This window comes from Pseudomonas sp. VD-NE ins, assembly GCF_031882575.1.
In the GTDB taxonomy this organism is placed as follows: Bacteria; Pseudomonadota; Gammaproteobacteria; order Pseudomonadales; family Pseudomonadaceae; genus Aquipseudomonas; species Aquipseudomonas fluorescens_BZ.
In genome coordinates, this window is record NZ_CP134772.1 from 5,791,497 (window position 1) to 5,802,730 (window position 11,234).

General features: G+C 60.1%; 12 protein-coding genes. 9 read left to right on the top strand and 3 right to left on the bottom strand.

What is annotated here, in order from left to right:
- Positions 1-73: 73 nt before the first annotated feature.
- The 4 genes from RMV17_RS25835 to RMV17_RS25850 all read left to right on the top strand — a co-directional run bounded on the left by RMV17_RS25835 (position 74) and on the right by RMV17_RS25850 (position 3,592).
- On the top strand, positions 74-871 hold the full coding sequence (locus tag RMV17_RS25835; protein ID WP_007909650.1) for a hydroxymethylpyrimidine/phosphomethylpyrimidine kinase: 798 nt from the start codon (positions 74-76) through the stop codon (positions 869-871).
- Positions 872-889: 18 nt separating this feature from the next.
- Complete coding sequence (gene thiE, locus RMV17_RS25840) at positions 890-1,513, top strand: thiamine phosphate synthase (RefSeq protein ID WP_034153782.1); 624 nt, start codon at positions 890-892, stop codon at positions 1,511-1,513.
- Between the two features lie 15 nt (positions 1,514-1,528).
- Entirely contained in the window at positions 1,529-2,812 is a 1,284-nt protein-coding gene (gene hemL / locus RMV17_RS25845) for a glutamate-1-semialdehyde 2,1-aminomutase (protein ID WP_311883570.1), read from the top strand.
- A 225-nt stretch (positions 2,813-3,037) separates the two neighbouring features.
- Positions 3,038-3,592: a tetratricopeptide repeat protein gene (locus RMV17_RS25850; protein WP_003228518.1), complete on the top strand. Its 555-nt coding sequence runs from the start codon at positions 3,038-3,040 to the stop codon at positions 3,590-3,592.
- A 132-nt stretch (positions 3,593-3,724) separates the two neighbouring features.
- On the opposite strand, the gene RMV17_RS25855 is transcribed toward RMV17_RS25850, so the two are convergent.
- Positions 3,725-4,054 (bottom strand): DUF1820 family protein, encoded by a 330-nt coding sequence (locus RMV17_RS25855; protein ID WP_003185742.1) that lies wholly within the window; start codon positions 4,052-4,054, stop codon positions 3,725-3,727.
- Between the two features lie 133 nt (positions 4,055-4,187).
- On the opposite strand from RMV17_RS25855, the gene miaB reads away from it, so the two are divergent.
- From miaB to lnt, 5 genes are all read left to right on the top strand, one after another.
- Complete coding sequence (gene miaB / locus RMV17_RS25860; protein ID WP_311883573.1) at positions 4,188-5,516, top strand: tRNA (N6-isopentenyl adenosine(37)-C2)-methylthiotransferase MiaB; 1,329 nt, start codon at positions 4,188-4,190, stop codon at positions 5,514-5,516.
- A gap of 215 nt (positions 5,517-5,731) precedes the next feature.
- Entirely contained in the window at positions 5,732-6,730 is a 999-nt protein-coding gene (locus RMV17_RS25865; protein WP_311883575.1) for a PhoH family protein, read from the top strand.
- The gene (gene ybeY, locus RMV17_RS25870; protein ID WP_007909643.1) at positions 6,723-7,217 is read left to right on the top strand and encodes an rRNA maturation RNase YbeY; all 495 of its coding nucleotides are present in this window, start codon (positions 6,723-6,725) and stop codon (positions 7,215-7,217) included. The genes RMV17_RS25865 and ybeY overlap by 8 nt, the downstream gene beginning before the upstream one ends.
- 5 nt (positions 7,218-7,222) lie before the next feature.
- Positions 7,223-8,062 carry an HlyC/CorC family transporter gene (locus RMV17_RS25875; RefSeq protein WP_007909641.1) on the top strand — a complete coding sequence of 280 codons (840 nt, stop codon included), beginning with the start codon at positions 7,223-7,225 and terminating at the stop codon, positions 8,060-8,062.
- A 276-nt stretch (positions 8,063-8,338) separates the two neighbouring features.
- The gene (gene lnt / locus RMV17_RS25880) at positions 8,339-9,862 is read left to right on the top strand and encodes an apolipoprotein N-acyltransferase (protein WP_311887090.1); all 1,524 of its coding nucleotides are present in this window, start codon (positions 8,339-8,341) and stop codon (positions 9,860-9,862) included.
- Between the two features lie 122 nt (positions 9,863-9,984).
- Here lnt and RMV17_RS25885 read toward each other — a convergent pair whose 3' ends face one another.
- The gene (locus RMV17_RS25885; RefSeq protein ID WP_311883578.1) at positions 9,985-10,752 is read right to left on the bottom strand and encodes a YdcF family protein; all 768 of its coding nucleotides are present in this window, start codon (positions 10,750-10,752) and stop codon (positions 9,985-9,987) included.
- Between the two features lie 104 nt (positions 10,753-10,856).
- Entirely contained in the window at positions 10,857-11,180 is a 324-nt protein-coding gene (locus RMV17_RS25890; protein WP_034153776.1) for a hypothetical protein, read from the bottom strand.
- Positions 11,181-11,234 lie beyond the last annotated feature (54 nt).

The window sequence follows — 11,234 nt, forward strand, 5'->3', positions numbered from 1 at the left end:
CTCCTGCCAGGTTATCGGCCCGGGGCAACGGCACTGAACCCGAAAATCGGGTTTGGTGGTAAGCTCGCGCACCATGAATATCTACAGCTCCCGCCCCGTTGTCCTCTGTCTCTCCGGCCACGACCCAAGTGGTGGCGCCGGCTTGCAGGCAGATATCGAAGCCCTGCTCGCGCAGGGTTGCCATGCGGCTCCGGCCGTCACCGCCCTGACCGTGCAAGACACCGTCAACGTCACTGACTTCCGCGTCCTCGACCGTGAGTGGGTGTTGGCTCAGGCCAATGCCGTGCTCAACGATTCCGAAGTCGCTGCCGTGAAACTGGGCATGCTCGGTTCGCTGGAAATGGTCGACACCGTTGTCGAACTGCTTTCGGCGCACCCGCACTTGCCAGTGGTTTGCGACCCGGTGCTGCGCGCCGGTGGCGGTGGGCGTCTGGGCAAGGACGAGGTCGGCTACGCGATGCGCGAGCGTCTGCTGCCGCTGTCGATCATTGCCACGCCTAACCTTCCTGAAGCGCGCATCCTCGCCGAATTGCCCGAAGGCACCGCGGACGAGTGCGCTGAAAAACTCCTGCCGTTCGTCAAAAACCTGCTGATCACCGGCGGCCACGGCGACGAAACTGAAATCCACAACCGCGTGTACAGCCGCGACGGCCTGCGTGAAACTTTTATCTGCCAGCGTCTGCCGGGCAGCTACCACGGTTCCGGTTGCACACTGGCCAGCGCCCTCGCCGGTCGTCTGGCCCAGGGTGAACATTTGGCCAGCGCTGTGCGCAGTGCTTTGGATTACACCTGGCGCACCCTGCGCGATGCCGAACAACTGGGCAAAGGCCAGTTCGTTCCGCGTCGCCTGCCGCTGGATTTCTGCTCGTAACGTCGTGAGGTCTGCCCGATGAAACTACGTGGCCTGTATGCCATTACCGACAGCCAATTGCTGGCCGGCAAGTTTCTGTCTTACGTGGAGGCGGCGCTGGAAGGCGGCGTCACCCTGCTGCAATACCGCGACAAGAGCAGCGACGAGGCCCGCCGTTTGCGCGAGGCCGAGGCACTGCGCGATTTGTGCGAGCGCTACAAGACGCAGCTGATCATCAACGATGACGCCGAACTGGCCGCGCGCCTCAACGTCGGCGTGCACCTCGGTCAGACCGACGGTCCACTGTCGCCGACCCGCGCCCTGCTCGGTTCAAAAGCGATCATCGGTTCGACCTGCCACGCGCAAATCGCGCTGGCCGAACAAGCGGCCAAAGAAGGCGCGAGTTATGTCGCCTTCGGCCGCTTCTTCAATTCCAATACCAAGCCCGGCGCGCCGACCTGCAGCCTCGATCTGCTGGACGAGGCCAAGCGCACACTGCACCTGCCGGTCTGCGCGATTGGCGGCATCACCCTCGACAACGCCGCGCCGCTCGTAGCCCACGGGGTCGACCTGCTCGCTGTGGTCCACGGCCTGTTCGGCGCCGAAAACACCGCCGAAGTGACCCGCCGCGCCCGCGCGTTCAATGAATTACTGAAAGTCTGATTTGAGAGCCCGATCATGTCTCGTTCCGAAACCTTGTTTGCCAATGCCCAGAAACACATCCCCGGTGGCGTGAACTCGCCCGTTCGTGCGTTCAAGAGCGTTGGCGGCACTCCGCTGTTCTTCAAGCACGCTGAGGGCGCCTACGTCACTGACGAAGACGACAAGCGTTATGTCGATTACGTCGGCTCGTGGGGCCCGATGATCCTCGGCCACAGCCACCCGGATGTTCTGGACGCGGTGCGTAATCAGCTGCAACACGGCTTGTCCTACGGCGCGCCGACTGCGATGGAAACCGAGATGGCCGATCTGGTCTGCTCGCTGGTGCCGTCGATGGACATGGTGCGCATGGTCAGCTCCGGCACCGAAGCGACCATGAGCGCGATCCGTCTGGCCCGTGGTTACACCGGCCGCGACAGCATCATCAAGTTCGAAGGCTGCTACCACGGCCACTCCGACAGCCTGCTGGTCAAGGCCGGTTCCGGCGCACTGACCCAAGGCGTGCCGAGCTCGGCCGGCGTACCCGCGGCATTCGCCAAACACACCCTGACCCTGCCGTTCAACGACATCGACGCGGTGGAAAAGATGCTCGCTGAAGTCGGCGAGGAAGTGGCCTGCATCATCGTTGAACCAGTGGCCGGCAACATGAACTGCGTGCCACCGGCGCCAGGTTTCCTCGAAGGCTTGCGTTCGCTGTGCGACAAGCATGGCGTGGTGCTGATTTTCGACGAAGTGATGACCGGTTTCCGCGTCGCCCTCGGCGGTGCTCAGGCGTACTACGGGGTCAATCCTGACCTGACCACCTTCGGCAAGATCATCGGTGGCGGCATGCCGGTGGGCTGCTTCGGCGGCAAGCGCGAAATCATGCAGCGCATCGCGCCGCTGGGGCCGGTCTATCAGGCGGGCACGCTGTCGGGTAACCCGCTGGCGATGGCGGCGGGTTTGACCACGTTGCGTCTGATCAGCCGTCCGGGTTTCCACGCCGAGCTGACCGACTACACCACGCGCCTGCTCGACGGTCTGCAACAACGCGCCGATGCCGCTGGCATTCCATTCGTGACCACTCAGGCTGGCGGCATGTTCGGCCTGTACTTCAGCGGTGCCGACGAGATCGTCACCTTTGAAGACGTGATGTCCAGCGACGCGGCATTGTTCGGTCGCTTCTTCCACTTGATGCTGGAAGGTGGCGTGTACCTGGCACCGAGTGCTTTCGAAGCCGGTTTTACCTCGATTGCCCACGGCGAAGCCGAGTTGAAACTGACCCTGGACGCTGCCGAGCGCGCCTTCGCCGCGTTGAAATAATCGCAGTACCGCTGACGTTGGCTATCGCCAGCGTCAGCTTTCACCTACATCCAAACCGTTTTTCCAAGGCTCCTGCTAAAAATCTCCCATAAAGTGGGCGATATATTCCCCGCGCAGCAGAAAAACGAGTAAAGACTTTGTAAGGTTGGCCCTGCTTATTTCATAATGCGCGCTTATTGGATCCCTCGATGGGTCCGCGTGCCCTTCAGAGGTAAGTCGATTCCCATGAACCGCACCGGCCGCACCCTTGCCTTGGGCTGCCTGTTGCTCCTTCAGCCCCTGCTCGCGCATGCACAAGCAGGCGGCAACTCGTTGTTGATCCCGGCGATGGGTCGTTGCACCCTCAATACTCAGCCGCAAGACGTCACGCAGGCACTGGCCGCCTGCCAGAAAGCGGCGGACGAAGGGGATGCGCAAGCGCAATACGAGTTGGGTGAGTTCTACTACGACGGCAAGAATGCGCCGCGCGACCTCAATCAAGCCCTGAGCTATTTCGAAAAGGCCTCGCTGCAAGGCCACGCTCAGGCGCAATTCAAACTTGGCACCATGTTCTTCCACGGTGAAGGCGTGCAGGCCAACAACATTCAGGCGTACATCGTGCTGAAGATGGCCGCGGTCAACGGCGCTGAAGACGCGCTGGACACGGCCGACGAAGTCTCCGAAAAAATGTCCCGCGAAGACCTCGAGACTGCCACCCAGGTGCTCGGGCAAATTTTCCGTAAATACCTGATGGAACTGCAGAGCGCCGATGGGCGTACGCCTTTCTCGCCCCTTCCCTGATTTTTTGCGCCGACCTTTCCGGCCCCTTCGCGAGCAAGCTCGCTCCCACAGTAGATCTCCAGTGTTCAGAAGATCCCCTGTGGGAGCGACGGTGCGACGATTCGACTTGCTCGCGAATGAGGCGACTCGGTTTTACTTTTCAGGCATCGGCATCGGGAACGGCATCACATTGCCGACCGCGCCACGGGCTTCGCTGATTTTCGGGGTGCCCAGACGTTCCACTTCGTCGATGCGCACGATCGAATGCATCGGCACAAAGCTGCGCACCACACCTTCGAACTGCGCCTTGAGCTTTTCTTCGCTCGGGTCGACGACCACTTGCGTGCGCTCGCCAAAGACGAACTCTTCCACTTCCAGAAAGCCCCACAGATCACTTTGATAGATCTGCTTGGCGTACATTTCGAACACCTGGCCCTGGTTGAGGAAAATCACCTTATAGATTGGAGCTTCGCGTTTGGTCATGGCGGGGGGATAACATCGGGGATAAAAATGAGGGCGCAAACTATAGCATAGCCACCGGACGCGCAGCGGTAGGAACCTGCGGGCTTGTTCCCTATAATGCGCGGTTCTTTGAATCACGTGATGACCCTAATCCATGGCCAAGAAGCTTTACATCGAAACCCACGGTTGCCAGATGAACGAGTACGACAGCTCGCGCATGGTCGATCTGCTGGGTGAACATCAGGCCCTGGAAGTCACCGCCCGTGCGGAAGACGCCGACGTGATTCTGCTCAACACCTGCTCGATCCGTGAGCGCGCCCAGGATCGCGTGTATTCGCAACTCGGCCGCTGGCGCGAACTGAAGCTGGCCAACCCGGACATGGTGATCGCCGTCGGCGGTTGCGTGGCCAGCCAGGAAGGCGCGGCGATTCGTGATCGCGCGCCGTACGTCGACGTGGTCTTTGGCCCACAGACCCTGCACCGCCTGCCGGAAATGATCGACGCCGCGCGCATCACCAAGCTGCCGCAAGTCGACGTGTCGTTCCCGGAAATCGAAAAATTCGACCATTTGCCCGAGCCGCGCATCGATGGCCCGAGCGCTTACGTGTCGGTGATGGAAGGTTGCAGCAAGTACTGCACGTTCTGCGTCGTGCCTTACACACGTGGCGAAGAAGTCAGCCGGCCGTTCGACGACGTCATCGCCGAAGTCATTCACCTCGCCGAAAACGGCGTGCGTGAAGTGACCCTGCTCGGGCAGAACGTCAACGGCTATCGCGGTACGACCCATGACGGTCGTCTGGCTGATCTCGCCGAGCTGATCCGCGTTGTCGCCGCCATCGATGGCATCGATCGCATTCGCTACACCACTTCTCACCCGCTGGAGTTCTCCGACAGCCTGATCCAGGCCCACGCCGATGTGCCGGAACTGGTCAAGCATCTGCACTTGCCGGTGCAATCAGGTTCCGACCGGATTCTGGCGGCAATGAAGCGCAATCACACAGCGCTGGAGTACAAATCCAAGCTGCGCAAACTGCGTGCGGCGGTACCGGGGATCTGCATCAGTTCGGACTTCATCGTCGGTTTTCCGGGTGAAACCGAGAAAGACTTCGAACAGACCATGAAGCTGATTGCCGACGTCGGTTTCGACTTCTCCTACTCCTTCGTTTACAGCCAGCGCCCGGGCACCCCGGCTGCCGATCTGGCCGACGACACCCCGGAAGAGCTGAAGAAGGAACGCCTGAACGCGCTGCAGCATCGCCTGAATCAGCAAGGCTTCGAGATCAGCCGACAAATGGTCGGTTCCGTTCAGCGTATTCTGGTCACCGATTACTCGAAAAAAGACCCGGGCGAACTGCAAGGGCGCACCGAGAATAATCGTATCGTCAACTTCCGCTGCGACAATCCAACCCTGATCGGTCAGTTCGCCGACGTGCACATCGACGCGGCGCAGCCGCACTCGCTGCGTGGCTCGCTGATTCAGTAACACTGCATTTCCCTGTGGGAGCGAGCCTGCTCGCGAAAGCGGTCTGTCAGACACATCAATGTTGAATGTGTCGCCGCCTTCGCGAGCAGGCTCGCTCCCACAGGTACAGTGTCAGAGGCATGAATCGGGTGACCACATATAAGAGCTTTCGCACCCAAGCCTCTGGCGTTATCCTTGATTTCATCTTAATTGCCCCAGGGCGGCTAAATACGACCTTGAACGCACCCATAGAACCACATCGTTTTATCCTCGAGCCCTTTGAGGCTCGCCGCTTCGCCAATCTGTGCGGGCAATTCGACGAGCATTTACGCTTGATCGAACAGCGCCTGACCATCGAGATCCGCAACCGCGGAAACCAGTTCGAGCTGATCGGCGACCCAAAACTCACCACGTCTGCGGAAAATCTGATTCGTCGCCTGTACCGGGAAACCAAAGGTTCAGAGCTGTCGCCAGATACGGTGCACCTGTTCCTGCAGGAATCGGCCGTGGTCGAGCTGGACAATCACGCCCCCGCCGAAGCCTCCGTCGCCCTGCGCACCAAGAAAGGCATGATTCGCCCTCGCGGCTTGAATCAGTTGCGCTACGTGAAGGAAATCCTCGGCAACGACATCAACTTCGGCATTGGCCCGGCCGGTACCGGCAAGACCTATCTGGCCGTCGCTTGCGCCGTGGATGCCCTGGAGCGTGAGCAAATCCGCCGCATCCTGCTGGTGCGTCCGGCGGTTGAAGCGGGTGAAAAACTCGGCTTCCTGCCCGGCGACCTGTCGCAGAAAATCGACCCGTACCTGCGCCCGCTCTACGACGCGCTCTACGAGATGCTCGGTTTTGAATACGTGGCCAAGCTGATCGAGCGCCAGGTGATTGAAGTTGCGCCGCTGGCCTACATGCGCGGCCGTACGCTGAACAACAGCTTCATCATCCTCGATGAAAGCCAGAACACCACCGTCGAACAGATGAAGATGTTCCTGACCCGGATCGGCTTCGGCTCTACAGCGGTTATCACCGGTGACATCACCCAGGTCGACCTGCCGAAAGGCACCAAGTCGGGTCTGCACCATGTGATCGAAGTACTCAAAGACGTGCCGGGCATCAGCTTCACCCACTTCCAGCCCAAAGACGTCGTGCGCCATCCTCTGGTCCAGCGGATCGTCGAAGCCTACGAGCGCTTCGAAAACCGTGACGAAACACCCAAGGAAACCTCGCGAAATGCTTGAGCTAGACCTGCAAATCGCGACCGAAGCGTCTGCGCCGAGTGAAGCCGACTTCCGCCTGTGGTGCGAACTGGCCCTGCGCCAGCGCACCGCCGACTCGGAAATGACCATTCGTCTGGTCGACGAGGAAGAAGGCCGCGAGCTCAATCACACCTGGCGCCACAAGGATTACGCGACCAACGTCCTGTCGTTCCCGGCTGAAGTGCCCGACGAGTTTCTCGACATCCCGCTGCTGGGCGATCTGGTGATCTGCGTGGCCGTGGTCGAGCGCGAAGCCGCCGAACAAGGCAAGGAACTAAAGGCCCACTGGGCACATCTGGTCATTCACGGCTGCTTGCATCTGCTTGGTTACGACCATATAGATGACGAAGAAGCCGAAGAAATGGAAGCACTGGAACGCGAGTTGCTTGCTGAACTGGGCTATCCCGATCCGTACGCGGACGACGAACCCGAAACATCCCCTATCGTTACAACAAAGGATTCAGAGTAATCGCTATGAGCGAAGATCGATCGAGCAACGGGCAGAAGTCATGGCTGGGTAAACTGACCCAGGCTTTTGCCCACGAGCCGAAGAACCGTCAGGAGCTCCTCGAGCTGCTGCGTGATGCACATCAGAACAAACTGCTGGACAGCGAAGCGCTGGCCATCGTCGAAGGTGCCATTCAGGTGGCTGACCTGCAAGTGCGCGACATCATGGTGCCGCGTTCGCAGATGATCAGCATCAAGGCGACCCAGACACCCCGTGAATTCCTCCCGGCCGTGGTCGATTCGGCCCACTCGCGCTATCCGGTCATCGGCGAAAGCCATGACGATGTGATGGGCGTGCTGCTGGCCAAGGATTTGTTGCCGCTGATCCTCAAGGAGAACGGCGACAGCTTCAACATCAAGGATCTGCTGCGCCCGGCCACCTTCGTGCCGGAGTCCAAGCGCCTGAACGTGTTGTTGCGTGAATTCCGTGCCAACCACAACCACATGGCCATCGTCATCGACGAATATGGCGGTGTGGCCGGTCTGGTAACGATTGAAGACGTGCTGGAACAGATCGTCGGCGACATCGAAGACGAGCACGACGTCGAAGAAGACAGCTACATCAAGCCGCTGCCCAGCGGTGACTTCCTGATCAAGGCCCTGACCCCGATCGAGAACTTCAACGAGTTCTTCGACAGCGAATTCTCCGACGATGAATTCGACACCGTCGGCGGCCTGGTGATGAGCGCGTTCGGACACTTGCCAAAACGCAACGAAATCACTGAAATCGGCGCCTATCGTTTCCGCATTCTGAACGCCGACAGTCGTCGGATTCATTTGCTGCGACTGACGCCAATTGCTCGTTAATTCTAAGGATTGGGGTATGTCATCAGCTATTTCCTGCATCGCGTTGCGCCTGAAAGCGGGCCAGGCAAGGCGCAGTCCGCAGGGAATGGCATTCCCTTTCCAAGGACTGCAACGCAGCATGGCCCGCTTTCAGGCGTAACCCGGAGGGCCGGGCCTGCTGTTACGCAGGGCTGCGTTACTCGTCGTTCATTTGAAAAACCAAACTTCACTCCTCGCGCCTTGCCCTGCGTAACAGCAGACCCGGCGCGATACAGGAAATAGCTGATGACATACCCCCTGCGCTGGACAACCCGCCCCGGCTGGCCCGGTAACCTGCTGGCCGTGGCGGCCGGTGCAATCACCACCTTCGCTCTGGCACCTTTCAACATCTGGCCGCTGGCTTTGCTGGCGGTCGGCTTGTTTTATGCCGGCTTGCGCGAGCTGAGCCCGCGTCAGGCACTGGGCCGTGGCTGGTGCTTCGGTTTCGGCCTGTTCGGCGCCGGCACCAGCTGGATCTACTACAGCATCCACCATTTCGGCGGTGCTTCGGTGCTGTTGGCCGGGTTCCTGATGCTGCTGTTTACCGCAGCGATTGCCTGGTTCTTTGCCCTGCCGGCCTGGCTGTGGGCGCGCTGGTTGCGCCGTAACGAGGCACCGCTGGCCGATGCCTTGGCGTTTGCTGCGTTGTGGGTCGGCCAGGAAGCGTTTCGCGGCTGGTTCCTCACCGGTTTCCCGTGGCTGTATTCCGGTTACAGCCAGCTCGACGGGCCATTGGCCGGGCTTGCGCCGGTCGGTGGCATGTGGCTGGTGTCGTTTGTTCTGGCACTCACGGCAGCGTTGATCTACAACGCTCCACGCCTGCTGCAAACCGGTCGCAAAGCTTTTGTCGTGGTCGGCCTGGTGCTGCTGATCGGGCCGTGGGCCGCCGGCATTGCGCTCAAGGGCCACGCCTGGACGAGTCCGTCCGGCGCACCACTGAGCGTTGCCGCGATTCAAGGCAACGTCGCACAAAGCATGAAATGGGACCCGGCCGAGCTCAACGCGCAGTTGGCCCTGTACCGCGATTTGAGTTTCCGTTCGAAACCGGTGGATCTGCTGATCTGGCCGGAAACCGCCGTGCCCGTGCTCAAGGAGTCCGCCGAGGGCTACCTGAACATGATGGGCACTTTCGCCGCCGAACGTAAATCAGCGCTGATCACCGGCGTACCGATTCGCGAAACCGTTCGTCATGAAAAACGCTTCTTCAACGGCATCACCGTGGTCGGCGAAGGCGATGGCACCTATCTGAAGCAGAAACTGGTGCCGTTCGGCGAATACGTACCGTTGCAGGATGTGCTGCGCGGACTGATCGCGTTCTTCGACCTGCCGATGTCCGACTTCGCCCGTGGCCCGGCTGATCAGGCACTGTTGCAGGCCAAGGGTTATCAGATCGCACCGTTTATCTGCTACGAAGTGGTGTATCCGGAATTTGCCGCCAGCCTGTCGGCACGCAGTGATCTGCTGCTGACGATCAGCAACGACACCTGGTTCGGCACCTCGATTGGTCCGCTGCAGCATTTGCAGATGGCGCAGATGCGGGCCCTGGAAGCCGGTCGCTGGATGATCCGCGCAACCAACAACGGCGTGACTGGACTGATCAACCCGTTCGGGCAGATCACCGAGCAGATACCGCAGTTCGAACAAGGGATTTTGTACGGTGAAGTGGTGCCGATGCACAACCTGACGCCGTACCTGCAATGGCGCTCGTGGCCGTTGATGATTGTCTGCTTGCTGCTCTTCGGGTGGGCACTGATGGCCAGCCGGATGTCGAAAACCCTTTAAAGCCTCCGACAATGATCGTTCCCACGCTCCGCGTGGGAATGCCGCCGGGGACGCTCCGCGTTCCGCTTCGGATGTGGCGCAGAGCGCCACGGGATGCATTCCCACGCAGAGCGTGGGAACGATCAGTCACCGCGGTAAAACAACGAATACCCCACCTGCCCCACCGCCTCGTTCAGCAGCTGCCCGCTCTGCCAGATCGACTTGAACTCCGGCAGCCACCCACCAAACGGTCTTGCGTTATCGGTCCCCAGAAACCCGACCGGGGCCGGCACCACTTCAAAACCCGCCTGTTGAAAACTCCATACCGAGCGCGGCATGTGCCAGGCCTGCGTCACCACGACCACGCGCTTGATCCCCTGCGGCAACAAGATATCAGCCGTGAACTTCGCATTTTCCCATGTAGTGCGGCTCTCGCCTTCCTGCCAACGCACGGTCACACCGAAATCGTCGCGCAATGAATCCGCCATCAACTTCGCCTCGGTCGGCGGCGTACCGTAATGCAAACCACCTGTGGTCAAAATCGGCAAACCGGAAGCTTTGGCCAGCCTCGCGGCGTATCGCTGACGCTCAAGGCCCACGCCGGTCGGCTGATCCTCGCCCCAAGCCAGATCACCGCGCTCACGCCCGGAACCCAAGACCACAATGGCATCGGCCCGCTGCGCCAACGTCGCCCATTCTTCACGGGCCAACGGTGACTCGCGTTCCAGCGCTTTCGCGCCCCACTGCACGACCACCGGCAGGCTCATCAGCCATAACCCGCCAAAACCAATGGCGAAACACAGGCCCGCGAGTCGCGGTCGTGAGCGGCGCAGCCACCACGCAGCCAGCAACAACAGCAAAAGAATGCCGGGCGGCAGTAAAAGTTGTTTGATGAAATAACGAAAAGGCATCGAGCATCTCCAGAGATGCCCGAAGCCTAAGAGTGTTAATAAAGCGTTACAACCAATAGGTGGGATCCTGTTGAAAAAGATCCGGTTCTTGACCTGCCATGCGCTTACTTGGCCTGCACAGAACGAACCTTGACGGTGTCTCTGCCGGGCGCCTTGTCCTTGAGCCAGATGACCTTGGCCGAATGTGCTGCATCGAGCTGCTTCACTGCCTGTGACAAGCATCCGTGCGATTCACGTTCACTGCGATCCAGATAGGCCTTGACCAGTTTGAACTCGGCGGGACTCAAGCCACGCAATTCCAGTTCCAGGGGGCGCTCGTCGCGCAGCCGGTCAGCGGTTTTTACAGCGTCCAGGGCCATACCCAGACGGTCGATCAACCTTTCGTACAACTCGGGTTTCGTCACGTTTTTTTGCCGTTGCTCCACCATCCCTCACCTCATTGAAGATAAGACTCACTCCCCAGTTAGAGCTTAGCTTCGCTG

Excerpts from the sequence above, each read along its gene's own strand:
- RMV17_RS25835 (WP_007909650.1), top strand. The coding sequence starts at position 74 with ATGAATATCTACAGCTCCCGCCCCGTTGTCCTCTGTCTCTCCGGCCAC.
- thiE (WP_034153782.1), top strand. The coding sequence starts at position 890 with ATGAAACTACGTGGCCTGTATGCCATTACCGACAGCCAATTGCTGGCC.
- hemL (WP_311883570.1), top strand. The coding sequence starts at position 1,529 with ATGTCTCGTTCCGAAACCTTGTTTGCCAATGCCCAGAAACACATCCCC.
- RMV17_RS25850 (WP_003228518.1), top strand. The coding sequence starts at position 3,038 with ATGAACCGCACCGGCCGCACCCTTGCCTTGGGCTGCCTGTTGCTCCTT.
- RMV17_RS25855 (WP_003185742.1), bottom strand. The coding sequence starts at position 4,054 with ATGACCAAACGCGAAGCTCCAATCTATAAGGTGATTTTCCTCAACCAG.
- miaB (WP_311883573.1), top strand. The coding sequence starts at position 4,188 with ATGGCCAAGAAGCTTTACATCGAAACCCACGGTTGCCAGATGAACGAG.
- ybeY (WP_007909643.1), top strand. The coding sequence starts at position 6,723 with ATGCTTGAGCTAGACCTGCAAATCGCGACCGAAGCGTCTGCGCCGAGT.
- RMV17_RS25875 (WP_007909641.1), top strand. The coding sequence starts at position 7,223 with ATGAGCGAAGATCGATCGAGCAACGGGCAGAAGTCATGGCTGGGTAAA.
- RMV17_RS25885 (WP_311883578.1), bottom strand. The coding sequence starts at position 10,752 with ATGCCTTTTCGTTATTTCATCAAACAACTTTTACTGCCGCCCGGCATT.
- RMV17_RS25890 (WP_034153776.1), bottom strand. The coding sequence starts at position 11,180 with ATGGTGGAGCAACGGCAAAAAAACGTGACGAAACCCGAGTTGTACGAA.